Genomic DNA, 24,734 nt, shown 5'->3' on the forward strand with positions numbered 1-24,734 from the left:
CTTATTCGAATGCTTTGTCGTTCGGGTTCTTGAAAGCGGCTTTCATTTCATCTGAAAGCGGCATGGCAAGATTCAGGCCTTTGGGGGGAATCGGATTCATGAACCACTTGCTGTAAATCTTCTCGGCCTCACCAGAGGTCATTGCTTTGGTCAGCGCAGCATCAACGACCTTCTTGAACTCGGGATCGTCCTTGCGCAGCATGCAGCCATAAGCCTCCTTCGATTGGGCCGTGCCGGTCACAATCCAGTCGGAGGCACGCTTGGCCTTGGCCATTTCGCCATAGAGCAGGGCATCGTCCATCATGAATGCAACGGCCCGTCCCGTCTCAAGCGTCAGGAATGACTCGCCGTGATCCTTGGCCGAGATGACATTCATCTTCATCTGCTTGTCTTCATTCATCTTGCGCAGCAGGCGTTCGGATGTCGTACCGGCTGTCGTGACGACGTTCTTGCCGGTCAGGTCAGAGAAGTCCTTGATGCCGGAATCCTTCTTGGCCATCAAGCGAGTTCCGATCACAAAAATTGTGGTCGAGAAACCAACCTGCTTTTGGCGTTCAAGATTGTTGGTGGTTGAGCCGCATTCGATATCGATCGTTCCATTCTGAACGAGTGTGATGCGATTCGCCGAAGTGACCGGCATCAACTTGGTATCCAGCTTGCTCAACTTGAGCTGTTCCTTGATCCCTTCAACGGCTTTCAGCATCAGTTCATGCGAATAGCCGATCACCTGCTGCTTGTCGTCGTAATACGAGAAAGGAATGGAGGACTCGCGATGTCCAAGTGTAATGCTGCCCGTTTCCTTGATCTTTTTCAGGGTCGCCGATTCCTGTGCCAGGAGCGGTGTCGAAGCAAAGGCGCCGGCAAGAATTGCAGCAGAAGCTATCTTCATGAAATGCATTTTCGTCTCCATGGGGTGAGTTAAGGGCAATCGATAATCATCAACGAAATATCATCGGCCGCAACGCCTCCTTCGAGGTGGCGGGTCAAGGCTGATTCAATGTGGCTGAAGCGGGTAATCGGTGAGGTGTTGGCCGCCGCGGCGGCCAGTCCTTGTGCGCCGAACTGGATGCCTTCCTTGTTGGCGGCCTCCAGCAGACCGTCGGAACAGAGTACCAGCTGACTTTCCTTTTCCCAGGAAAACTGAACCGGTTTGCATTCGATGAAGTCATTATCGACAATCCCGAGCGCCAGGTTCTCTGAAGGGAAAATCCGGGTAGTCCGCCCCCAGCGGTCAAACATGAAGGCTTCGGGTGTTCCGCCCACCCAGATTTCACCATTTGACTGAACCTCGTCCAGACATAGCAAAGTGGCCGCAACAAACCGGCCAAGCGGCATCGATTCTTTCAGTTGAAGGTTGAGTTCCTGAATGATTTCCTTGACCGAGCGGTTCAGCTTGGTCATGCGGTAAAACAGGGCCAGCACGGGCAGTACGCTGATGGCGGCAGTCAGACCATGCCCTGTGGCATCGGCGAGCAGTGCATAGAAACGTCCTTCAGGCGACCGGCTGGCGGCCACGACGTCACCGCTGAAATTTTCAGCAGGGATGACTTTGTAGTGCAAACGCGAATCCTGCAGCCCTTTGCGGTGGAGTTGTTGCTCCATCAGGCGCATCGCCAGTTGCTGCTCCGACTGGTTCTGGTCGTAATAGGCTTGCAGCAACCCGGCATTTTCACGCAATTTTTGTTGGGCGGCCTTTTGCTCTGAAATGTCGCGTACGACCCCGATGAACATCCGCTTGTTTTCCAGCAGGACTTCCGTAACTCCGAGCGTGACCGGGAAGCGCTCTCCATTTTTGCGAAGCGCTTCTACTTCACGTTCCTGGCCAATGATTTTGGCTGGTTTGCCACCCATGTAATTGCTCAGGTAGCCGTCGTGTTCACTGTGGTACGGCTCAGGCATCAGCATCTTGATGTTCTGACCCAGCAATTCATCCGAGCGCCAGCCGAAAATACGTTCTGCAGCACGGTTGACTGAGGCAATCAGTCCCAACTCATTGATCGTGATGATGGCGTCGATCACATTGTCTGAAATTGCCTGAACGCGGCGCAAGGAATCGATCGACTCCTGCTGCATGCCGAGCGCTCGCTGCATTGAGCGCAACTTGGCTTCAAGAACGACAAAATTGATCGGTTTGGTCAGATAGTCATCTGCGCCGGAATCCAGCCCTTCGACCAGATTTTCGTCACGGTTGAGTGCCGAGAGGAAAATGATCGGTGTCCATCGCTCGGTACTGGTTGCCTTGATGCGCCGAGCTGCTTCGAAGCCATCCATGATCGGCATCATGATGTCCAGCAGGACAATATCCGGGGCATCGTGTTCAAAGCGGTGGACAGCCTCTTCGCCATTTTCTGCAAGAATGACTTCATGCCCGAGTTTTTTCAGGAAAACCTGAAGAATGTGCAGATTGGTCCGGTTGTCATCGACAGCCAGAACTTTCATTTTTGTAAAATTAGCAGCCATGATCGACAGTTGGTTTTAGTTTTCGTTATCGCTACAAGTAATGGTGGCAATCGCAACGTTGCCGCACCCCTGGTACTGGATGCTCGAAAAACTGAGCAGTCGAGCCAGGGCAATACCACGACCATTCGGGTCAAAAGCACGCGCAGGGTCAATTTCAAGAAAGTTTTGCCAGGGGAAGCCTTTGCCCTGGTCAGAAACAGTCAGGGTGATCCCGGTGTTATCTCTCTGGAAATTGAGAATGACTCGCTTGTCCTTGTTTTCCGGCAGGGTGCTGCGGCGCTCTATTTCGGTTTTCCAGCCATCCGTTCGTTTGAGTTCGGATTTTTCTTCGTAGCTCAAGCCGAGATTGCCGTGTTCAACCCCGTTGACCAGTAATTCCGATATTCCGAGCACGGCGTTATCCGGGTTGGGACAAGCCTGGGCGATAAAGGAGGCCAGTTGGCCCGCTTCTTCGATTGTCCGGATGGAAAATTCGCCCTGGTCGAGGAATTGCAGGGTGTTGATATGCTGGTTTAATGCCAGGCGCAGCGATTCGTGCACCTCGGCTTCGGCAAGTGCGGCATGCACAATCGCCAGCAAAGCGTCGCGACGATACGGTTTGGTCAGGTAATAGTAAGCGCCAGCTTCAAGCCCCTCACGAATCTGTCCGGCAGAAATAGCGGCGGTCTGGAGAATGATCGGTGTACCGGCCAAGCGTGGGTCGGCCTTGATGTGGCGGAGCAGCGCAATGCCATCCATGCCCGGCATCATGCGATCAAGCAGAATGACGTTGAACCGGCTATCCGGTTCCTGCAGCAATGCCCAAGCCGCTTCTCCACTATTTGCCGCACGAACAGAAAATGACGGCTCGGCTTCGAAATATTCGGTCAATATTTCAAGATTGAGCGCTTCGTCATCGACAATCAAGATGCGCACGTCACTCATGCGATTCGACCTTTACTGTCCCATTGTTGAGCGGCAGGGTGACGGTGAAGCATGCGCCGCCCCCGACATTGTTTGTGGCAACAATCGTACCACGGTGCTGTAAAACAATTGCCCTGGTGATGGCCAAACCCAGGCCTGTTCCACCCGCCCCGTTTTTGGTCGTGCTGCTCTGAACAAATTTGTCAAAGATGCTTTCCAGCTCTTCTTCCGGTACGCCTACGCCATCATCGATGAACTGTATGGCGATGGCAGCTTCGACGCCTCGGTCTTCGCTGCGTCGTCCCGTGGCCAGTACGGCAGAATCAAGGGCGATCTTGATCTGGCCGCCGTCAGGAGAAAACTTGATGGCATTCGATAGCAGGTTGTAGATCACTTGGGTAATCCGGTTTGGATCAGCCATGATTTCGGTTTGCGGCAGTTTGCCTTCCAGCGTCAGGGTTTGCCGGTGTGCCAGTAGTAAGGGTTCAAGTTGCGCCTCCACTTGCTGCAGCAATTGCATCACTTCTGTTTTTTCGAGCGACAGTTCCATGCGCCCGGCTTCAAGCTTCGACAGATCAAGCAATTCGTTAATCAGGCCCAGCAGGCGCTGTGCACTTTGCTCAATGCGCTGGAAGTACTGAAGCAGCTTGGCTTCTCCGCCACTTCCTGCGCGCTCCGTGCCGAGTTCGGAAAAGCTGAGGATCGCATGCATCGGTGTCCTCAGTTCATGCGACATATTGGCCAGGAACTCCGACTTTGCCTGGCTGGCAGCCTGTGCCTGGTGCAGAGCTTCGGCCAGCCGTGCGGTGCGTTCGGTGACCAGTTCCTGCAGATGGTTGCGGTGCTGGAGCAGTTCTTCATCGGTTTGCCGGCGTTTGGTGATGTCGGTATAAATGGTGACAAAGCCGCCATCGGGCAACGGAGCGCCACGAACCTCGATCGTCTTGCCATTGGGCCGGGTTCTTTCGAAGCAGTGCGGCTCCGGGTTGCGGGCCTTGGCGACGATTTCGGCGGCAATGATCTCCGGGTCGCCCGGACCGTATTCCCCGCGTCTGGCATTGAACAGGGCAACTTCGTGCAATGTCGGGGTCTTGCCGGCGAACAGCTCATCCGGGAAGTCGAGCACGCTCTTCAGCGCACTGTTGGCCATTGAGAAGTTGAGCTCGGCATCGATCATCGAAACACCTCCCGGAATATGTTCCAACACGGTTTGCAGTAGCTCGTGTTTTTGCCGCAAGTTGTGTTCTGCACGTTTTTGCTCGGTAATATCGATCGCCGTGCCCAGGTAGCCTATCGTTTCTCCGCTGGTCCCACGTTGTGCTGTGACGACCAGGCTGACTGTCAGGCAAGCCCCGTCCTTGCGGATATAAGTCCATTCACGTTGCTCAGCCCCGTTGATCTGAGGCAGCGTTGTAAATGTTGCGAAGCCGAAAATTTCCTGTCGGAATTGATGACTCAACTCTTCGGCGCGAGCCGTAACTTCAGCTTCTTGGTGAATGACTGCCGGGGTCAGGCGGCCGACCATTTCTGCGGCTGTGTAACCCAGCATTTTTTCGGCACCGCGATTGAATACGGTAATCAAACCCTGCGGGTCGGTGGCGATGATGGCGATTTCGGTTGCCGCATCGAGTACCGACTGTTTCAGATGGTCCGCGGCCTGGATGGCTGACTCTGCCCGCCGCAGTTCCGTCATGTCGGTCAGTGTGCTGATCAGGAGCGGGTGTCCTTCCGGCCCCTGGGCGCGTGCGGTGTGTGCGACGATCAGGCGGGTGTCGCCATTTTCCAGATAAAGGCGGAACTCCAGCGGATTGCTGCGCCCGGTGCTGAGTGTGCGCTCGCTGCTGCTCAACAACAGTCGCTGATCTTCTGCTGGAATATTGCCGATCGTCGGCCAGTGGCGCCCCAGCAACTCGCTTTCGGCGCAACCGAAAAGGCGGCAGCAGGCATGGTTGACCATCAGCAGGCTATGGCGTTCATCCTGAACGAAAACAGGCAAGGGAATGGCTGCAACTGAGGTGCTGAGCAAGCCGCGCAGGCGTTCAAGGCGTGCTTCAACCTGCTTGTTTTCGGTGATGTCGGAGACTGAGCCAGCCAGCCTGATGGGATGTCCATGCTGATTGCGCAAGGCTTCTCCACGCACCCGAACCCAGGTTATTTCGCCGCCTTGTTTGTGAATGCGCAGTTCGACATCGTACGGGGCGTTGGTCTTGAGGTGGCGGCGTAGGGCCGAGCGTTGCAGAGCGAGATCTTCCGGAATGATGCTGGCCAGGTAAGGGCCAATGTTGTCAGGTGCTGTTTCTTCGCTGAAACCGAATATCTGCGCCATGCGGGGGCTGATGTAGTCCTGATGGGTTTGCAGATTCTGGTCCCATATGCCGTCGTTGCTTGCGGCCATGGCCAGGCGTAAACGTTCCTCGGATGCGCTTAATTCACCGGTCAGTTGATTGGCGTAGCGCAGCGCACGTTCGCGGTGGGTGGTCAGGTAGAAAACCAGTAGTGCCAGCAAACTGCTGCCGATCAGTCCACCGACCAGAATAAGGCTGGCGGGGTTGAGCGCACTGTGCTTGCTTTCATCGTGACGCGGTCGGTAACTGAGAATCCAGTTGCGGCCGCCGAAGTCGATTTCGTGGTGGAAAGTCGGGCTGTCCGGCGAGGGTTTTAGCTCCGGGTCGGAGTCATAGATCAGCGTTGGCGAGGTGGCTGTGTTTTGCAGGCTGCTCAGGTTTTCATCAAAAATCTGCAGGGAGAAGCGGGAGTTGCCTCCCTTTTGCAGGGCACTCAGGAATTCATCGGTCCGATAGGCCGTCAGGACGAGTCCGGAAAAGGCTTGTTGTCGTTCCTGCACATTGTTCAACGGCATGCCCTGGTGATAAAGCGTATGCACCAGAAGAAATCCTGGACGCCGGCTGCCCTTGTCGAACAGCAGCACAATCGGCCCGGACATGGCGACATCGCGCCTGGCGATTGCATTCTCGATCGCTTGGCGGCGTGTGGTTTCAGAGAGCAGGTTGAAGCCGATACTGCCGCGCAGCATGTTGTTGTCCGGGGCAATGAACGTGACCGGCGTCAGGACATCGCCGTCAATCGCCGGGAAAATGCTGAAATCGCTGCGGTCGACCTGGCGCCGGGTGTCGGAAACAAAGCGCTCCAGTTCGGCAGGGCGGACGGCCGGGGCATAAGCGAAGGCGAAAAGGCCGGACAGGTTGCTGCCGAGGTTGATTTCCTGGGTATAGCGGCGCCAGCTTTTGAGATCCTGGCCGGGAGTGGTTGAGGCAAACGCTTGAAGCGAGCGCAGGAAATGGGCGTGGAGGTGCAGCCGTTCGCGGATTTCCGCAGTAATGGCCGCACTTTCCTGATTATGCGTTTCGTTCAGGTTGTCGGCTTGTACCTGCAGTTGCCACTGCCATCCGGCCCAGGTGGCGATCACCAGCGCACCAAAAATGATCGACGGCAATATCCAGCGGAAAAACCGGGTATTGCGGCTGTTCAGATGAGGCGTGGGATCGATTATGGGCATAAGCCATTCAGTATAAAACTAAAGTTATAGTTTTTCCGGCTCTGCCATATTGCCGTTTTCCTGTTGCTGCAAAGTCCACATTCGGGCGTAGCTGCCGGCTGCAGCAAGGAGCGCTTGGTGCGTGCCGCGTTCGATGATGTGGCCCTCGTGCATGACCAGGATTTCATTGGCGTTCATCACGGTCGACAGTCGATGAGCGATGGTTAATGTGGTGCGGCCGATCGCCGCCTGTTCGAGTTGGCTTTGAATAGCTCTTTCCGTGCCTGAATCGAGCGCCGAGGTTGCTTCGTCGAAAATCAGGATAGGCGGGTTTTTGAGCAGGGCGCGAGCAATGGCGACACGCTGCTTTTCGCCACCGGACAGTTTCAGGCCACGTTCTCCGACACGGGTTTCATATTTCTGCGGCAGGGTTTCAATGAAATCGTGCAATTGTGCGGCGCGGGCGGCTGCGAAGACTTCCTCCCTGCTGGCTTCCGGACGTCCGTAATTGATGTTGTAGAAAATGCTGTCATTGAACAGCACGGTGTCTTGCGGCACGATGCCGATGGCGGCGCGCAAGCTGCTTTGTTTCAGCGTCCGCAGGTCGTGGCCGTTGATTCGGACAGAGCCGCCGGTGACATCGTAGAAACGGTAAAGCAGGCGCGAAAGCGTCGATTTCCCGGCGCCGGAGTGGCCGACTACGGCAACGGCCTTGCCCGGCGGGATGGCGAAGCTGAGGTTCTTGAGAATCAGCCTTTCCGGGTCGTAGGCGAAGTCGACCGTGTCAAAGTTGACTTGCAGCGGCCCATTCGGCAAATCGCGCGCATCGGGGGCGTCGGCAATTTCGCGGTTTTCCTGCATCAACTTGAACATGCGCTCGATGTCGGTCATCGCTTGACGGATTTCGCGATAAACCACGCCGAGAAAATTGAGCGGAATGTAAAGCTGGATCAGGAAGGCATTGACCAGCACCAGGTCGCCGATAGTCATTGTGCCGTCTACTACCCCGCTGGCAGCGCGCCACATCATGGCCGTCACGCCGAGCACGATGATCATCTGCTGGCCGAGATTGAGGAAGGCGAGGGTGGTCTGGCTGCGCGTCGCGGCATCTTCCCACTTGATCAACTGTTCGTCGTAACGGCGGGCTTCCCAGGCTTCGTTGTTGAAGTATTTGACCGTTTCGTAGTTGAGCAGGCTGTCGACCGCGCGAGTGTTGGCGGCCGAGTCGTTTTCATTCACCGCCCGACGGATGTCGATGCGCCAGTTGCTGACCTTGACGGTAAAGACAATGTAGCTGACCAGAGAGACCAGCGTGATGATGACAAAACCGAGATCGTATTTGACGAACAGGATGCCGAGTACCAGGCCGATTTCAACCAGCGTCGGGAGAATCGAATAGAGCGTGTAGGAAATCAGGCTGGAGATCGAGCGGGTGCCGCGTTCGACATCGCGCGAGACGCCGCCGGTCTGGCGTTCAAGATGAAAGCGCAGGCTCAGCGAGTGCAGATGGCGGAAAACTTCCAGCGCAACCTGGCGCACAGCGCGCTGGGTGACGCGGGCGAAGAGGATTTCGCGTAGTTCGGTGAACAGGCCGGTTGAAAAGCGCAATGCGCCATAAAGCAGGAGCAGCAGAATGGGCATGGCCAGGGCTTGCTGCGGGCCTGACAGTTCGTCGATCATCCCCTTGAAAACCATCGGCACGCCAACATTGGCGACTTTGGCGGCCACCAGGCAGCTCAAGGCAGCCAAAACCCGCAAGCGATAGCGCCAGAGATAGGGGAACAGGGTCTTGAGGGTCAGCCAGACATGGGTTTCCGGCAGAGGCTGGCCGGCAGGCGGCTTGGGCAGGGCGGTCGAGCGACGCATCGGGGTATTGCCTTTTGTTATGGTGTTTTCGCCAGTATATGAAAACTGGCCTGATTCCGGGAAAATCAGGCTTTATTTGAATTCGGGCATCCCATGACTGTCGACCGCATCAATCTTCCTAACAAGCACTCCACGCTGCGTGTCGTTCCGATGCCGGCCGATCTCAATCAGAACGGCGATGTTTTTGGCGGCTGGGTGATGGCCCAGGTTGACGTGGCCGGCGCCATTCCAGCCATGCGTCGTGCCCGTGGCCGGGTAGCAACGGTCTCGGTCAATTCCTTCCTGTTCAAACAGCCGGTTTCCGTCGGTGATGTGGTCAGTCTTTATGCCGAAATCGTGCGTATCGGAAAGACGTCGATCACGGTCAATGTCGAGGTCTATGCCGAGCGCAACTACGCCAATCCGATCACGGTCAAGGTGACGGAGGCGCAACTGACCTATGTGGCAATTGATATTGATGGAAACAAGCGTGAGGTTCCAGCCGAAAAATAGGCAGAAATGACATAAAATCACGCAGTTAATAAATTGGCCCGCCGTTGATGGAGCGAAGTGATGAATAAAATGACCTTGCGTACCCTGCCTGCCCTGATCCTGATTGCTTTCTCCGGCGCCGCTTCGGCTGCCGCCTTCCAGCTTTGGGAGCAAAATGCCAGCGGCCTGGGAACGGCCTACGCCGGTTCGGCCGCTGTTGCCGATAATGCCAGCACGGTATTTTTCAATCCGGCTGGCATGACTCAGCTGACGGGTTTCCAGTTGTCGGCGGGTGTCAATGGCATCGGGCCGCGCTTTGAGTTCAACAACGAGGGGTCCAGCGGACTGCTCGGCGGTAGTGGCAACGGTGGCAATGCCGGTGGCTGGGCGGCCGTGCCGAATGCCTATTTCTCGTGGCAGCTTTCGCCGAACTGGTATCTCGGCTTCGGCGTTTCGGCGCCTTTTGGCTTGTCGACCGAGTACAACAACAGCAACTGGATCGGGAAAAACCAGTCGATCAAGTCTGAAATCAAAACCGTCAATTACAACCCGTCCGTCGCCTACAAGGTCAACGACAAGGTATCGCTCGGCTTCGGCGTCAATTACCAGACCATCAATGCCGAGATGACCAATGCGACGCCACTTGGCCTGTACGCCCTCAAGGGCGATGACAGTGCCTGGGGCTGGAATGCCGGGGCCTTGTTCACGCTTTCACCGGCCATGCGCGTCGGTATTTCCTATCGTTCCGCAGTCAGCTATACGCTCGAGGGAACGCGTTCACTAGGGGCAACCTCGTCGGCCGCCAAGGCCGACATCAAGTTGCCCGATACTTTCATCCTCTCCGTCTGGCAGCAGGTTTCAGACCGCTGGGAGGCGATGGGTGACCTGTCGTATACCAACTGGAGCACACTCGACAAGCTGAAGATCAATCACAGCACCGGAACCGATGTCGAAGCCTTCAACTACAAGGACTCCTGGCGCTTTGCCTGGGGCGCGGCCTATCGTGCAACCGAGTCCACCAAGCTGAAGTTCGGTATCGCCTACGACAAGACCCCGACGACCAATAACGACCGTTCGGCCCGCGTGCCGGACAATGATCGCGTCTGGTTCTCGCTGGGTGGCCAGTGGAATACCGGCAAGACCGGAACGTTTGATCTCGGCTACTCCTATCTGTACCTCAAGGATCCGACCATCAACCAGTCCAAGCTGAACGGCGCCAGCACCTTGCGCGGCCGTTACGACGACAGCGCTCACGTGGTCGGTCTGCAATATTCGGTCGGGTTCTAAACGTTCGTGTCTGGAGCGAGCTTGCCTGTTCTCGAACTCGGTGGATTGACGCTGGGTATTCGTGAGGGTGTGATCGCTCTGATCGTGCTGGTTGCTTTTTATATGGGCTTTGTCTTGCTGCGCATGTTCTATCTGCGCAGCAAACCAGCACCAGTAACTGCCCAGTCCGTTGCCCCGACGCTTGATCGGCAACCGGTATCGCCATCACGTCTGGCGGACGATGAGCCTGAACTGACCCTGGAAGAAAGCTGGGAAAAGCCGCCGGCCAGAATGGCCGAGGATATCCTGCGGCAAGGCCTGGAGCAGGAGTTTGCCCAGTTGCGTGAAGAGGTGGATGCCATGCGCGGAGAGCTTGCCGCGCTGCGTGCCGATATGCTGCAGGAGTTGGCGCATATGCGGGCGACGCAAAGCGTTTCACCGATTTACGGCGATGCCATGCAAATGGCCGCATCGGGTTATGAGCCGGCCATGATCGCCGAGCGTTGCGGTATTGCCAGGGCCGAAGCAGAACTGGTCGTGGCGCTGGCAAAAAGTCAGGCGCAGTGAGAAAAACGATGGCAGAAACACCACAGACTTCACAAACCGAGGACGAGGCTGGCGAACTACGCAGCAAACTGGTCAAGCGACTGGCTTTTGCCGGGGTGCTGGTTGCGCTGCTCTTGGGGACCCTGACTTTCTTCGATTATCTGTCATCCCCACCGGATGATGGTGAAACCCGAATTTTCACCGAGCCGGTTCCCGTTGCGCCCCGCAAAGAGGTCTCCCAGCCGGTCAAGACAACCGACAGTTTGCCCGAACCGCCGGCCCAACCGACGCCGGAGCCGGTGGTTGAAACGCCGCCGCCTCCGCAAGTCGCTGCCGTGCAGCCGGCACCGGAAGTGAAGCCGGAAAAGGTCATAGAAAAGATGACAGAAAAGGCGGCGGAAACTCCGGTCGAAAAACGGCCGGCAGCAACGTCGACCGCAGCCGTTGCTCGCGGGCCGGCTAAAGTGACGGGCAGCCCGCCGGTCAGCGCATCGGTCACGCCGTCAGCCAGGCCGGCTCGGCCGGTTGTTGAAGAGCCGACTTATCCGCCAAGCATGCCGCCGTCTGTGCCATCGGCTGTTCAACCGACGGCTAGCCCGTCCGCGCGTGTCACTGAAGTTCGTCGTACGACGCCGCAGGTTGTTCCGCCCTCAAGCATGGCGCGCCTGTTCTCGGGTTTTTCGTTGCAGGCCGGCGTGTTTGCCAGCACGCAGCGGGCCGAGGAGTTGCATGCCAAGCTGACGCTGAGCGGCTTGCCATCAACACTTGAAACACGTGTCCAAGTGGGGCCTTTCCGCTCGCGCCAGGAGGCTGAAATGGCTCAGGAAAAACTTCGGGAACTGGGCGTGGAAACGGTGCTGCTTGCCCCGAAAGGCGCCAAGCCCTGATCAGGGCATGCCGGGCAGTCTCGGCAGCCCGAGACTGCGGCGTATATCCCGGTGGACCCGTGCGGCATTCTCCAGAGGGGATTCGATCCGACGGGGTTCCTGATAGTTGCGTTGCTCACGGTAGCCACCATAGCCGCGACGGTCGTAGTAGTGGTCGTCACCGTAATAACCGCGCGAACTGCCGTAGCCATAGGCCGGGTAGGTTTCGACATAAACCGGTGCCGGCCGGTAATAACCGTGTTGTGCCGGGATGACGGTGCAGGCACCGAGGCTGGCGAGCAGCGTCAGGGCAAGAACAACGCGACGGATGGTTTTGATGGCGGACATGGTTTTCACTGGATGGGTGAGCATGTCCATATAACGTGGCAGGTAGAAGCCGGGCTGACTCACCCGCCCGGCTGTTTTGTAAGCAAATATTAAATCTTGATCAGTGACCAGGCGGTTTCCATCTCGCCGGTAAATGTCGCGCCAAAGATCAACGTTGGTGATGCTGTGGTAGAGGCAGTTATTCTGCCAGCGCGATCTTCAGGCGTCGGGCAAATACCGTCATTTCCTTGGCAGCTTGTATGTCACCCCGTGTTTCAGCGACTGCGATGCCTTGTTCGTAAGCATCCAGGGCGCCTTGATGATCGCCCGTTTCGCTGAGTGCCTTGCCGAGTGCCTTCCAGGCGGCCGAGTAGTTTTTGTCGCGGTCGACGGCGGCCTGGAAGCATTTTCCAGCTTCAGCGGCATTGCCTTCCTTGAGATATTCATTGCCCAGGGAAAAACGGAGCAGGGCGCCATCGCGCGGGCCGCCGAGCATTTTTTCGAGGGATTCGATACGTGGATTCATGGTGCTCCAAGGCTAAAATAAGGTTTTTCCAATCCGGATACAGAAAGCTACTCATGGCCAAAACCATCATTGCCACGTCCAACGCTCCCGCCGCCATCGGCACTTATTCGCAAGCCGTTCGGGTTGGCGATACCGTTTACATGTCCGGCCAGATCGGTCTCGATCCGGCGTCCATGCAGATGGTAGACGGCATCGACGCACAAATCGTTCGCGTTTTCGAAAATCTCAAAGCCGTGGCCGAAGCGGCTGGCGGTTCGCTGGCTGATGTCGTCAAGCTCAATGTCTTCCTGACCGACCTAGCCAATTTCGCCAAGGTCAACGAAACCATGGCGCGTTATTTCAGCGAACCGTTCCCGGCCCGTGCCGCGGTCGGTGTCAAGGAACTGCCGCGCGGCGCGCTGGTTGAGGCCGATGCCGTGATGTTTATCGGCTGATGAACGAAACCGGGAGTTCGCTCCCCGTTTCTCCGGCCATGTCGCCACCGATTCGTGCTCCGGAGGCATTGCGCAAGAAACTGGCAAAAATCGGCCTCCACAGCGAGGCCGATTTGCTGGTTCATCTGCCGTTACGCTACGAGGATGAAACCCGGATCGTTCCGGTTGCCCGGGCGCCCTGGGGCGAAGCGGTACAGGTCGAGGTCGAGGTCAGTTCGTGCGAGGTGCAGTTCAGACCGCGCCGGCAGATGGTCGTCCATGCCCGGGATGAGAGCGGCGAACTGACCATGCGGTTTTTCAGCTTTTATCCCAGCCAGCAGGCGGCACTGTCGGCGGGGGCGAGAGTCAGGGCTTTTGGCGAGGTGCGCGGCGGGTTTTTCGGGGCCGAGATGGTGCACCCGCGTTTTCGCAAGGTTGCCGCAGAGGATGCCTTGCCAACCGAAATGACCCCGGTTTATCCGTCGACCGCAGGCGTCGCCAATTCGGCATTGCAGAAGCTGATCGGCAAGGCACTGGCCGTCGGCGATCTGTCCGATACCCTGCCGGACGAACTGCGCCAGCAGTTGAAACTGCCCGGTCTGGCGCGCAGCCTGCGCTTTCTGCACAAACCGCCGCCGGGGACTGATCTCGACACCCTGCATGCGCGCAATCACCCGGCCTGGCGGCGCGTCAAGTTCGATGAAGTGCTGGCCCAGCAGATGTGCCTGCGCCGGGCTTACCTCGCACGCCGCGAGAAAGGTGCGCCGGTACTGGTGGCGCGCGATAACCTTGGCGCCCGCCTGCTCGATCAGCTGCCTTTCGGGCTGACCGGCGCGCAGTTGCGGGCGATGGCTGAAATCGCCGGTGATCTGGCCCAGCCTTATCCGATGCAGCGTTTGCTGCAAGGTGATGTCGGCGCCGGCAAGACGATTGTGGCCGCACTGGCCGCTTGCCAGGCCATTTCGGCTGGCTGGCAGGCGGCGTTCATGGCGCCGACCGAAATTCTGGCCGAACAGCATTACCTGAAATTGAAAGACTGGCTGGCGCCGCTCGGTGTCCGGGTCGCCTGGCTTTCAGGCAGCCTCAAGAGCAAGGCCAAGCGTGAGCAACTTGCCGCGACGGCAGCCGAGGCGCAACTGGTCGTTGGAACGCATGCGCTGATTCAGGATGGTGTTGATTTTGCCAAACTCGGCCTGGCAATCGTCGATGAACAACACCGTTTTGGTGTGGCACAGCGTCTGGCCCTGCGCAACAAGGGCAACAATCCCCACCAGTTGATGATGTCGGCGACGCCGATCCCGCGAACGCTGGCAATGAGTTATTACGCTGATCTCGATGTCACCGTGCTCGACGAGTTGCCGCCCGGGCGCACGCCGATCAAGACCAGGCTGGTGGCCGACAGCCGGCGTGAGGATGTCGTCGGTTTCGTCAAGAAACTGGTTGATGAAGGCCGCCAGGCGTATTGGGTCTGTCCCCTGATCGAGGAGTCGGAAACCCTGCAACTGCAGACTGCTCAGGATACCTACACGCAGCTTTTGGCCGATTTGCCGGCGTTGACCGTGGGATTGGTGCACGGCCGGATGAAAGCCGATGAAAAGCAGGCGGTGATGCTCGCTTTTGCCGCTGGCGAGATCGATGTATTGGTCGCAACGACGGTCATCGAAGTGGGTGTCGATGTGCCGAATGCCAGCCTGATGGTGATCGAGCATGCCGAGCGTTTCGGCCTGTCGCAGTTGCACCAGTTGCGCGGGCGGGTCGGGCGCGGCCAGTATGAATCGAGCTGTGTGCTGATTTATGCCGGGCCGCTCGGCGAAGTTGCCCGGCAGCGTCTCAAGATCATCTACGAGAACACCGATGGCTTTGAGATCGCCCGTCAGGACCTGCAGATACGCGGGCCGGGCGAGTTTGTCGGCAGTCGGCAAAGTGGCGTGCCCTTGCTGCGCTATGCCGATCTGGAAATGGATGCCGATCTGGTTGAAATGGCGCGAACCGTCGCCGAAGACATGCTGACCCGGCATCCTGAACAGGCCGAGCGCCACCTCAAGCGCTGGCTCGGTTCGCGTGAAGAACTGCTTAAATCCTAGGCTTTTGCCGCCAGGTTCAGGCCCGCTTCAATAACGCCGGATTGCCCCGTCGCGGTCAATATGAATCCGGTCTCCCGGACGCAGGTCGATCCGCTCGTCGTTGGCGATCAACTGCTGAAACGCCCCGTTTTCCATGCGGATGCCAATGCGCAGTTGTTCGTTTTGTGTCTGCTTTTCGAGCTGGTGTCCAATCAGCGCACCGCCGGCTGCACCAATGACGGTTGCAGCGGTATTGCCCTTGCCTTCGCCGACCTGGTGGCCGATCAGGCCGCCGACCACGGCACCGGCAATCGCCCCGATGCCGATGCTGTTGCCCGATTCGTGACGTACCGGCTCGATGGATTGCACCTGGCCATAGCCAGGATACAAATCACGCGAGTAGGCAACCGGCGGATGTTCGTTTTCCCAGCCCGGCCCGTACATCGGCATACAGGCGCCGAGTGTCAGCGCGCCGAGCAAGGCCAGGGCGGGCGTGGTCATCTTGATGGTAGACATGGTGGCATTCCCTCCGCTTCTTTTGTTTATTTGAACCACGCTTCGATCTGTCGTGCGACTTCTTCCGGCTGATCATAATGCAGCATGTGATCAGCCTGGTCGATCCAGACTTCGTCGACCGTGGCAAAGCACTGCTGGCGGGCTTCCCAGTCACCTGGCCGGGTGGCGTACTCCTTGATCACCCATGATTGGCGTCCGGCTACCCAGCGCACCGGGCACGTGACCTGTTTCCAGACCGCCATCGATTCTTCAAGACGGAAAAGATAGGGGCCGGAAGCCTTGTGCCATGGGTCGCCATTCCAGACGATGCCGTGTTTCCTGACGCCATGCCGGTCGTCACCATCGCCTTCGCGGGCCAGATGGTGCGAGAGAAATTCGGCGCGTTCGGCCGCCAGGAAACGGTTGTCGCGTAGCAAGCGGCTGGCAAAGGCCGGCCGGTCGGCGTAAACGTGCATGCGTGGTGGCTTTTTCAGCGTTTCAAGCCATTTCTCGTAGCGTTCCGGCGCCATCTCCGGAGTGGTGGGTGCGATTCCGAAACCCTCCAGCGTCATCACGCGGGCGACGCGTTCCGGGCGGATGCCGGCGTAGAGGCAAGAGAGAATGCCGCCCATGCTGTGGCCGGCCAGGCGGACCGCTTCGTTGGGGGCGTAGTGGTCGAGAATGGCATCGAGGTCGCCGAGGTGTTCGACGAAGAAATAGGGGCGCTCCAGCCATTGGCTCGGGCCAAAGCCGCGCCAGTCGGGAGCGATGATGTTCCAGTCCTCTTTCAGCTGGTCGACGACAAACTGGAAACCGGCGGAAACATCCATCCAGCCATGCAGCAGGAATAGTGTCGGGGCGTCGGGATTGCCCCAGCGGCGGATGTGCAGGCGGCAGCCCGTGGTGTCGAGATATTCGGAGCGGGAATTAAGCATAGGTCGGGGATAATGCAGCTTGTTCTGAATTTTGAGATGAAAGGGTAGCGCAGAAATGATGCAAAGCGCACAGCAGGAAGAGGTTGGCGGGCAATTCCACCTGCTTGGCACACGCCGTTTTGCCCCCTTTTTCGTCACCCAGTTTCTCGGTGCCTTCAACGATAACCTGTTCAAGAATGCGCTGGTTGTCTTGCTGACCTTTCATGCGACAGGCTGGAGTACGCTTTCTCCCGGCTTGCTGGCCAATCTGGCGGCCGGCATTTTCATGCTGCCTTTTTTCCTGTTCTCTGCAACGGCGGGGCAACTGGCCGACAAATACGACAAGGCGCTGCTGGCGCGTGCCGTCAAATTACTCGAAATGCTGATCATGCTGGTCGCTGCGCTTGGTTTCTGGCTGCACAGCCTGGTGGTGCTGATGGGTGCCTTGTTCTTGCTCGGCATGCATTCGACGCTTTTCGGCCCGGTGAAGTACGCCATCCTGCCCCAGCATTTGCGCGAGGATGAATTGATCGGCGGCAATGCCTGGATCGAGGCCGGTACCTTTGTCGCGATTCTGGCCGGAACGCTGATCGGTGCCTTGCTGGCTGGCACTGTCGATGCGCCGGTCTGGATTGCCGTCGGCGGACTGCTCGTGGCTGGGGCTGGCTATCTGGCGAGTCGTCAGATTCCGGCAGCCCCGGCGCCGGTGCCCAATCTTGCGGTCAACCTCAATCCATTGAGCGAAACGATGCGCAACTTGCGTCTGGCAAGAAATGATCGGGTGATTTTCATCGCCTTGATCGCCATCTCATGGTTCTGGCTCTATGGCGCGCTTTTTCTTGCCCAGTTTCCGGCCTATGCGTGCAGCGTGCTGGGTGGCAGCGAGTCTGCCGTAACGCTGTTGCTGGCCACCTTCACGATCGGTATCGGCGTCGGTTCGATGCTGTGCGAGCGACTTTCCGGGCGACATCTCGAACCGGGGCTGGTACCGCTCGGAGCCATCGGCCTGACGGTGTTCGGGCTGGATTTTGCCTGGGTTACCCACGAATTGGCCGAAATTTCGGCGTCGACCGCAGCCAGTGGGCAAGCACTCGGTCTGCTGCTGCAAGCACCTGCTGTCTGGCGTGCCTTGTTCGATTTGCTGATGCTCGGCGGATTCGGCGGATTGTTCATCGTGCCGCTCTACGCCTTGATGCAATTGCGCAGCCTGGTCGAACAGCGGGCCCGGATTGTTGCGGCAAACAACATCCTGAACGCTGCCTTCATGGTTTTTGGTGCCTTGAGCGCGGCGGCCGCATTGAGTGCCGGTTTGTCGCTGGCCGGACTGTTTGCCATCGCGGCGCTGGCCAATGCGGTGCTGGCCGGGGTGATTCACCGTTTGCAGCCCGAATACGGCGCGGCCATGGTTCGCTGGTTGCGCCGACGGGCCGGCTAGTTGCGATGCTGGCCGCCGGGAGCGGCCAGCAATCCTGCTTTATACGCGGAAGCTGGAAATAACCTGCGCGACGTCCTGTGACAGCGTATCGAGGCGACGGGCGCTATCCGCCGTGTGATCCGCAGCCGCATGGTTTTCGTCGGTCATCTGGGCGATGTTCTCGACGTGGCGGGCGATATCCTGGCTGGCAATGCTCTGTTCCTTGAGCGCGCTGCTGATGTCGACGATGGCTGCCGTGACGTGCTGGGCCGATTGCCGGATATTGTTCATCCGCAGCCCGGCGTTGTTGGCCAGTTCGCGACCTTGTGCTACCTGGCCGACCACTTGCTGCATTTCGCCGACGGCCTTGTTGGCCGATTGCTGGATGGTGTCGACCATGCCGGCAATGTCCAGGGTGGACTTGGTCGTCCGCTCGGCCAGTTTCCGGACTTCATCCGCCACCACGGCAAAACCGCGCCCCTGTTCGCCGGCACGGGCGGCCTCGATTGCCGCATTGAGTGCGAGCAGATTGGTCTGGTCGGCAACATCCTTGATCACCTGAACGACGGCGGAAATCTGGTCGGCATCCTTGCCGAGCGACTCGATGACGGCTGATGCGCGCGACACCATGTCACTGATCGTGCTCATTTCATCGACTGTCCGCTGGATGATCTGGCCGCCTTCTTCCGAAATATCAGCCGATTCGGTGGCCAGTTTCCGGGCGTCGCCGGCGCTGTCGCTGACGGTGTTGATGCTGACTGTCAGCTCCTCGATATTCGCCGCCATCGAAGCGGCAGCCGAGCTTTGGCTGGCCGAGCTGGTGGCAACCTCGTTCGAGGCGATCGAGAGAGCCGAGACCGCCCCTTTGACTTCACCCATGCTGTCCTGAATGCTGTGCATCGAGCTTTGCACCTTTTCCAGCATCCGGTTGAGCGCACTGACCATGCTGCCGATTTCGTCGCTGGCGTTATAGGCGACACGTTTGGTCAAGTCGTTGGTTGCTGCGATGTCGACTACGGTATCGCGGGCAATGTCAATCGGTCGCATGATGGCGCCCAGAATGGATAGCCCGAAGCCAATGATCAGTGCGGTGGCTACTGCAAAGACAATGATCTCAGCCAATTTGGCCTGGCTTGCCGCTTGCTGGGCCATTTTGAAGGACTTGTCACCTTCGGCAAGATTGAGATCGATAACTTTTTGCAGATTGTCATTGAGCGCCTTGGTCATTGCCCGACGCTGTCCGATTAATTCGCGGATTTCATTGATCTGAGCGGTGAATCCTTCATCTGTTGTTGCCTTGCTTGCCCTGTCTTCGGCTCGAGTGATCAGTATTTCCATGTCCAACCATTTGGCCAGACTCAGCTTGGTTTCATTCCACAAGGCTTGCTCTGTGGCATCGGCAGGTGTCGCTTCATATTTCTTGGCTGCTTCGGCAAGTGTCTTGTTGGCTTCAGCCTTGCGTTGTTTGATGACGTCGATCTCGCTGCGTTTCTTGTCGGGCGTCATGCTGTTGTTCAGCGTCAGGCTCTGGTAAGTGCTTCTCGACAGATTGGTGATTGACTCCTTGAAGGTCAGCAAGGCTACGACCGACGGCATGCGGTTGCCGCCGATGTCTTCGATGGCTTCCTGTTCGGTGACGATGCCGCGCAGCCCGAATCCACCGACCGCCAGCAGGGCGATGATTGCCGCTGCCAGCAGCAGGATCAGTTTTTGTTTGATATTCATGGTTGAAGCCCCTTCGTTATTTTTGAGTTTATGGCCTACCAGCCGATCGTCTCCATGATCGGCTTATTACTAACGACTTATTCTGTCCCAGTTGCCGTGGAACTGCAATTGTTCCGCGCTGTCGTCTGCCTTCGAAAGTCCTTGCCTGATTGCCTCCAAGGCTCGCGTCTTTGCGGCATCGCCGCCATACTAGCGTCTTGCTCAAGAAACATGCTGTGGCGCGATGGTGGCAAATATTCAAGGTATTGGCGAAAAACTCGATCTTTACACGAAGCTGATGCGGCTCGACAAGCCGATCGGCATCCTGCTGTTGCTTTGGCCGACCCTCTGGGGTTTGTGGCTGGCAGCGGCGGCTTGGCCTGACTGGACGGTCCTGTCGGTATTCGTGCTTGGCACCGTGCTGATGCGTTCGGCCGGTTGCGTGATCAACGATTATGCCGATCGTGATTTCGACAAGCATGTCGAGCGGACCAAGGAGCGTCCCCTGACGGCCGGGCGGGTGACTGTTCGAGAAGCCATTGCCCTGTTTGCCGGCCTTTCCCTGCTGGCTTTTGCGCTGGTCCTGATGCTCGGCAATCCATTGGTGATTGTGTTGTCGATCCCGGCCGTCTTCCTGGCTGCGAGCTATCCTTTTACCAAGCGCTTCCTGGCCATTCCGCAAGCGTATCTGGGGATTGCCTTTGGTTTCGGCATCCCGATGGCCTACGCCGCGCAACTTGGTCAGGTGCCGGCCGAAGCCTGGTGGCTGCTGCTGGCCAATGTTTTCTGGGCGGTCGCCTACGATACTGAATATGCCATGGTCGACCGTGAGGATGACCTGAAAATCGGTATCAAGACGTCAGCGATTACTTTTGGCCGCTTCGATGTGGCGGCGGTCATGGTTTGCTACGGCATGACCCTGCTGCTGCTTGGCTGGATTGGCCATGGGCGGGGTTGCGGCCCGGTTTTCTTTCTGGCGCTGGGCATCACTGCCGGGATCATGGCGGTTCATTACCGCTGGATTCGTCGGCGCGAGCGCATGGCGTGCTTCAAGGCTTTCTTGCATAACAACTATGTCGGCGCGGTGATTTTTGTCGGCATTGCTCTGGATTTCTGGCTCAAATGAAATATCACGACCTGCGCGACTTCATGTCGCAACTGGAAAAAACTGGCGAACTGAAGCGTGTCGCGGTCGACGTCGATACGCGTCTCGAAATGACCGAGATCTGCGATCGCGTGCTGCGCGCCGAGGGACCGGCCATTTTGTTCGAGCGGCCGGTCAGCGGGACGACCCGCCACGACATCCCGGTCCTCGCCAACCTGTTCGGCACGCCCAAGCGCGTCGCGCTCGGCATGGGCGAGGAGTCGGTGCAGGCCTTGCGCGAAGTCGGCAAGCTGCTCGCCTACCTGAAGGAGCCGGAACCGCCGAAAGGCCTCAAGGATGCCTGGGACAAGTTGCCCATCCTCAAGCAGGTGCTGAACATGGCGCCGAAAACGGTGTCGAGCGCGCCGTGCCAGGAAATCGTCTGGGAAGGCAAGGATGTCGATCTGGCGCGCCTGCCGATCCAGCATTGCTGGCCGGGTGACATCGCACCGCTGATCACCTGGGGCCTGGTTGTCACCAAGGGCCCGCACAAGAACCGGCAGAATCTCGGCATCTACCGCCAGCAGGTACTCGGGCCGAACAAGGTCATCATGCGCTGGCTGGCGCATCGCGGCGGCGCGCTCGATTTTCGCGAATTCCAGCTGGCCAATCCCGGCCAGCCTTTCCCGGTCGCCGTCGTGCTCGGCTGCGATCCGGCGACCATCCTCGGTGCCGTGACGCCGGTGCCGGACTCGCTGTCCGAATACCAGTTCGCCGGCCTGTTGCGCGGCGGCAAGACCGAGTTGATCAAGTGCATCGGCTCCGCCCTACAGGTGCCGGCTTCGGCCGAAATCGTGCTCGAAGGGGTGATTCATCCCGGCGAAACGGCGCTTGAAGGGCCGTACGGCGACCACACCGGTTATTACAACGAGCAGGCCGAATTCCCGGTCTTTACGGTCGACCGCATCACGATGCGCAAAAAGCCGATCTATCACAGCACCTATACCGGCAAGCCGCCGGACGAGCCGGCCATTCTTGGTGTGGCACTGAACGAGGTGTTCGTGCCGCTGCTGCAGAAGCAGTATCCGGAGATCGTCGATTTCTACCTGCCGCCGGAAGGCTGCTCGTACCGCATGGCCATCGTTAGCATCAAGAAACAGTATCCCGGCCACGCCAAGCGCATCATGTTCGGCATCTGGTCCTTCCTGCGCCAGTTCATGTACACCAAGACCATCATCGTGGTGGATGACGACATCGATATCCGCGACTGGAAGGAAGTGATCTGGGCGATGACGACGCGCATGGACGCGACGCGCGACACGACGCTGGTCGACAACACGCCGATCGACTATCTCGACTTCGCGTCGCCGGTCGCCGGCCTCGGCTCCAAGATGGGCCTGGACGCGACCAACAAGTGGCCGGGAGAGACGACGCGCGAATGGGGGCGGCCGATCGTCATGGACGACGGCGTCAAGAAGAAGGTCGATGCGATGTGGCAGGAACTAGGCCTTTAGGATGGATTGACCCACGGCGTAGCGCCTTGAGAGAATCCGCCCTCCTGCTGGAATCGAAATACGGAACACGGTGCAAATCCGTGGCGGGCCCGCCGCTGTAACCGGGGACGAAGACTGCATGGTCGCCAGACCAGCCACTTGCGAGGCTTACCTCGCCGGGAAGGCGCAGCGCTTCGGCTGATCCGGAAGCCAGAAGACGATTCGATTCCTGACTGGAGCCAAGGCAAGGGCTCCGGCTGAGTGCATGCGACAAGCGTGCCCTCAGCCGGGGCCCTTTTTGTTTTTTGTCTTCTCGAGGAGTGGAAAATGTCCCAGATCGTCTCTCAAGTCGCGTCCAACGCTGTTGAAACCCAGCCGGCTGCTGCGCAGCAAGCGCAGCCTGCCGCCCCGACCATCGCCATCCGCAAGAGTTGCAACCCGGATGGCATCGGCCTGTCGCACTATGTGCTGATGGACCGGAAGGCGGCCAAATGAACGCAGTGCTCGCCGAGCGTGCCGCCCGCGGCATGCTTTTCCAGCCGGTCGATATCGGCCACCCGGTCTATGCCGCGGTGACTGATCCGCAGACCGCTTTCTGGGCGCTGGTCGACAAGACCAAGGTTCACGAAGCCGGCCGTGATCCGGCCCTGCTCGCTGCCTATGGGGCCAAAGCCGAACAGTTTGAGCAGGAACTGCATGCCCTGCGCTTCGGCCTGAAACCTTCCGGCGTTTATTTGAACCCGACCGAGCGCTGCAATCTCAACTGCACCTACTGCTATCTGCCCGATGCCCAGCGCAGCGGCGGCAGTCACATGCCGGTCGAAACGCTGCTCGCCTCGCTCGGCAAACTGCGCGACTACTTCCGTTCGGTGATGCCGGCCGATCGCAAGCCGCGCGCCATTTTCCACGGTGCTGAGCCACTGATGAATGCACCGGCCGTCTTCGAAGCGATCGACGCCTTCGCCGACGATTTCGTCTTCGGTCTGCAGACCAATGGCACCTTGCTTGACGACAAGGCGCTCGATTTCCTGACCTCGCGCAATGTCAGCATCGGCCTGTCGCTGGACGGTCCGGTGGCCGACATTACCGACGCCACCCGGCGGACCTGGGGCGGCAAGAGCGTGCACGACAAGGTGCTGCGGGCGATGGACAAGCTACGCGGCTACGGCTCGTGGAGCGTGATCACCACCTGCACGACAGAGAACCTGCCCTACCTGACGCGCATGGTGGAGCTGTTCCACGCCCACGAAGTGCCGACCTGCATGCTTAACACCCTGCGTTGCACCTTGCCCGGTGCCCGTGGGGTCAAGCCGGCCGACGGCGACATGGCCAAAGCCTTCTTCGCCGCGATGGACCGGACCTACGAGCTCTACCAGGAAACCGGGCGCAAGCTGATGGTGGCCAATTTCGCCAATATCCTGATCGGTATCCTGGCCCCGACGGCCCGCCGGCTGATGTGCGACATCTCGCCCTGCGGCGGCGGTCGTGCCTTCTTCGCGCTGGCCGCCGACGGCAGTCTTTATCCGTGCAGCGAGTTCATCGGCCTGCCGCGCTTCAATGGCGGCAGCTTGCTGACCGGCGGTGTCGAGGCGGCGCTAGCTTCGGCTGCCTTCAAGGAGGTGACGACGCGTGACGTCGACCGGTTCAGTCCCTGCGGCGATTGCGCCATCCGCCACTTCTGCGGCTCGCCGTGCCCGGCCGAGGCCTTCGAGATGAATGGCGGCATGGACAAGATCGGCGCCTTCTGCGATTTCTACAAGGAACAGGTCAATTACGCCCTGCGCTTGATCGCCGACGGCAAGGCCGATGACTATCTGTGGGACGGCTGGGACGAGGGGACGGAAACCGTTTTTGCGCTGAATTGAGTCCGAAGGGGGAGGGCGCTTTAAGATGGCGCACTCTCCCTTTTTCTCTGGTACTGCTGTCGATGACCTCCCCGCTTGCCATTTGCCCGACCGATCTGACGTCCTCGCAGCATGCGCTGGCCTTCATCGACTTGCTGGAACACTACGCCCGTGACCCGATGGGCGGCGGCGAGGGACTGACCGATTACGCCAGGACGCATCTGGTCGAACAACTGAAAGCCCAGCCGACCTTCCGCGGTGCACTGGCGTTTTGGGGCGAAAAGCCGGTTGGCCTGATCAACTGCTTTACCGGCTTCTCCACCTTTGCCGCCAAACCGCTGCTCAATATTCACGATCTCGTCGTCCGTGCCGATGTGCGCGGCCAGGGCATCGGCCAGGCGCTGCTACAATGGGCCGAAATGCAGGCTCGGCAACTCGGCTGCTGCAAGCTGACGCTGGAAATTCTCGCGAACAATCGCCCGGCCATGCGGTCGTATGAGCGCGCCGGTTTCGCGCCCTATGTGCTGGACCCGGCTGCGGGCCAAGCCTTGCTTATGCAGAAATATCTTCAGGAGGTTTGAGT

22 protein-coding genes and 1 riboswitch are annotated in these 24,734 nt (G+C 58.7%); of the genes, 12 read left to right on the forward strand and 10 right to left on the reverse strand.

Translation table 11 applies throughout. The annotated features are described in order from the left end of the window. Position 1 precedes the first annotated feature (1 nt). From GBK02_RS03965 to GBK02_RS03985, 5 genes are read right to left on the reverse strand one after another with little or no spacing between them, the layout of a single operon-like run. On the reverse strand, positions 2–898 hold the full coding sequence (locus tag GBK02_RS03965; RefSeq protein WP_239003160.1) for a glutamate/aspartate ABC transporter substrate-binding protein: 897 nt from the start codon (positions 896–898) through the stop codon (positions 2–4). A gap of 20 nt (positions 899–918) precedes the next feature. After that, positions 919–2,439 (reverse strand): SpoIIE family protein phosphatase, encoded by a 1,521-nt coding sequence (locus GBK02_RS03970; protein ID WP_239003161.1) that lies wholly within the window; start codon positions 2,437–2,439, stop codon positions 919–921. A gap of 36 nt (positions 2,440–2,475) precedes the next feature. Further along, positions 2,476–3,384 carry a response regulator gene (locus GBK02_RS03975; RefSeq protein WP_203468463.1) on the reverse strand — a complete coding sequence of 303 codons (909 nt, stop codon included), beginning with the start codon at positions 3,382–3,384 and terminating at the stop codon, positions 2,476–2,478. Then, positions 3,377–6,880 (reverse strand): PAS domain S-box protein, encoded by a 3,504-nt coding sequence (locus GBK02_RS03980; protein WP_203468464.1) that lies wholly within the window; start codon positions 6,878–6,880, stop codon positions 3,377–3,379. The genes GBK02_RS03975 and GBK02_RS03980 overlap by 8 nt, the downstream gene beginning before the upstream one ends. A gap of 24 nt (positions 6,881–6,904) precedes the next feature. Beyond that, positions 6,905–8,725 carry an ABC transporter ATP-binding protein/permease gene (locus tag GBK02_RS03985; protein WP_203468465.1) on the reverse strand — a complete coding sequence of 607 codons (1,821 nt, stop codon included), beginning with the start codon at positions 8,723–8,725 and terminating at the stop codon, positions 6,905–6,907. A gap of 93 nt (positions 8,726–8,818) precedes the next feature. Here GBK02_RS03985 and GBK02_RS03990 point away from each other — a divergent pair, with 93 nt between their 5' ends. From GBK02_RS03990 to GBK02_RS04005, 4 genes are read left to right on the forward strand one after another with little or no spacing between them, the layout of a single operon-like run. Then, on the forward strand, positions 8,819–9,217 hold the full coding sequence (locus tag GBK02_RS03990) for an acyl-CoA thioesterase (RefSeq protein ID WP_203468466.1): 399 nt from the start codon (positions 8,819–8,821) through the stop codon (positions 9,215–9,217). 60 nt (positions 9,218–9,277) lie between these two features. Next, the gene (locus tag GBK02_RS03995; RefSeq protein ID WP_203468467.1) at positions 9,278–10,483 is read left to right on the forward strand and encodes an OmpP1/FadL family transporter; all 1,206 of its coding nucleotides are present in this window, start codon (positions 9,278–9,280) and stop codon (positions 10,481–10,483) included. A 21-nt stretch (positions 10,484–10,504) separates the two neighbouring features. After that, positions 10,505–11,029 carry a DUF2802 domain-containing protein gene (locus tag GBK02_RS04000; protein ID WP_203468468.1) on the forward strand — a complete coding sequence of 175 codons (525 nt, stop codon included), beginning with the start codon at positions 10,505–10,507 and terminating at the stop codon, positions 11,027–11,029. 8 nt (positions 11,030–11,037) lie between these two features. Further along, complete coding sequence (locus GBK02_RS04005) at positions 11,038–11,895, forward strand: SPOR domain-containing protein (RefSeq protein WP_203468469.1); 858 nt, start codon at positions 11,038–11,040, stop codon at positions 11,893–11,895. On the opposite strand, the gene GBK02_RS04010 is transcribed toward GBK02_RS04005, so the two are convergent. Together GBK02_RS04010 and GBK02_RS04015 are read right to left on the reverse strand one after the other, a co-directional pair. After that, positions 11,896–12,222, reverse strand: coding sequence for a hypothetical protein (locus tag GBK02_RS04010; protein ID WP_203468470.1), 327 nt, complete (start codon positions 12,220–12,222; stop codon positions 11,896–11,898). 178 nt (positions 12,223–12,400) lie between these two features. Next, on the reverse strand, positions 12,401–12,727 hold the full coding sequence (locus GBK02_RS04015; RefSeq protein ID WP_203468471.1) for a tetratricopeptide repeat protein: 327 nt from the start codon (positions 12,725–12,727) through the stop codon (positions 12,401–12,403). Positions 12,728–12,780: 53 nt separating this feature from the next. On the opposite strand from GBK02_RS04015, the gene GBK02_RS04020 reads away from it, so the two are divergent. Together GBK02_RS04020 and recG are read left to right on the forward strand one after the other, a co-directional pair. After that, positions 12,781–13,161: a RidA family protein gene (locus GBK02_RS04020; RefSeq protein WP_203468472.1), complete on the forward strand. Its 381-nt coding sequence runs from the start codon at positions 12,781–12,783 to the stop codon at positions 13,159–13,161. 38 nt (positions 13,162–13,199) lie between these two features. Beyond that, complete coding sequence (recG, locus tag GBK02_RS04025; protein WP_239003249.1) at positions 13,200–15,224, forward strand: ATP-dependent DNA helicase RecG; 2,025 nt, start codon at positions 13,200–13,202, stop codon at positions 15,222–15,224. 27 nt (positions 15,225–15,251) lie between these two features. Here the strand turns inward: recG and GBK02_RS04030 are convergent, their stop codons facing one another. Beyond that, positions 15,252–15,719, reverse strand: coding sequence for a glycine zipper 2TM domain-containing protein (locus tag GBK02_RS04030; RefSeq protein WP_203468474.1), 468 nt, complete (start codon positions 15,717–15,719; stop codon positions 15,252–15,254). Between the two features lie 26 nt (positions 15,720–15,745). After that, a complete protein-coding gene (locus tag GBK02_RS04035; protein WP_203468475.1) occupies positions 15,746–16,633 on the reverse strand; it encodes an alpha/beta fold hydrolase in 888 nt (295 codons plus the stop codon). Between the two features lie 55 nt (positions 16,634–16,688). Here GBK02_RS04035 and GBK02_RS04040 point away from each other — a divergent pair, with 55 nt between their 5' ends. Further along, positions 16,689–18,047 carry an MFS transporter gene (locus tag GBK02_RS04040; protein ID WP_239003162.1) on the forward strand — a complete coding sequence of 453 codons (1,359 nt, stop codon included), beginning with the start codon at positions 16,689–16,691 and terminating at the stop codon, positions 18,045–18,047. A gap of 39 nt (positions 18,048–18,086) precedes the next feature. Here GBK02_RS04040 and GBK02_RS04045 read toward each other — a convergent pair whose 3' ends face one another. Continuing rightward, positions 18,087–19,751: a methyl-accepting chemotaxis protein gene (locus GBK02_RS04045; protein ID WP_203468476.1), complete on the reverse strand. Its 1,665-nt coding sequence runs from the start codon at positions 19,749–19,751 to the stop codon at positions 18,087–18,089. A gap of 223 nt (positions 19,752–19,974) precedes the next feature. Here GBK02_RS04045 and ubiA point away from each other — a divergent pair, with 223 nt between their 5' ends. The 5 genes from ubiA to GBK02_RS04070 all read left to right on the forward strand — a co-directional run bounded on the left by ubiA (position 19,975) and on the right by GBK02_RS04070 (position 24,732). After that, the gene (gene ubiA / locus GBK02_RS04050; RefSeq protein WP_203468477.1) at positions 19,975–20,856 is read left to right on the forward strand and encodes a 4-hydroxybenzoate octaprenyltransferase; all 882 of its coding nucleotides are present in this window, start codon (positions 19,975–19,977) and stop codon (positions 20,854–20,856) included. After that, on the forward strand, positions 20,853–22,328 hold the full coding sequence (ubiD, locus tag GBK02_RS04055) for a 4-hydroxy-3-polyprenylbenzoate decarboxylase (protein WP_203468478.1): 1,476 nt from the start codon (positions 20,853–20,855) through the stop codon (positions 22,326–22,328). Before ubiA ends, ubiD begins: the two co-directional genes overlap by 4 nt. 14 nt (positions 22,329–22,342) lie before the next feature. Continuing rightward, a riboswitch (cobalamin riboswitch) is annotated at positions 22,343–22,549 on the forward strand. A gap of 85 nt (positions 22,550–22,634) precedes the next feature. Further along, on the forward strand, positions 22,635–22,802 hold the full coding sequence (gene cbpA, locus GBK02_RS04060) for a modified peptide precursor CbpA (protein ID WP_203468479.1): 168 nt from the start codon (positions 22,635–22,637) through the stop codon (positions 22,800–22,802). Next, entirely contained in the window at positions 22,799–24,172 is a 1,374-nt protein-coding gene (gene cbpB, locus GBK02_RS04065) for a peptide-modifying radical SAM enzyme CbpB (protein ID WP_203468480.1), read from the forward strand. Before cbpA ends, cbpB begins: the two co-directional genes overlap by 4 nt. A 62-nt stretch (positions 24,173–24,234) precedes the next feature. Then, complete coding sequence (locus GBK02_RS04070; protein WP_203468481.1) at positions 24,235–24,732, forward strand: N-acetyltransferase; 498 nt, start codon at positions 24,235–24,237, stop codon at positions 24,730–24,732. Positions 24,733–24,734 lie beyond the last annotated feature (2 nt).

Origin of the sequence: Dechloromonas sp. TW-R-39-2, assembly GCF_016864195.1 — a bacterium.
In the GTDB taxonomy this organism is placed as follows: domain Bacteria; phylum Pseudomonadota; class Gammaproteobacteria; order Burkholderiales; family Rhodocyclaceae; genus Azonexus.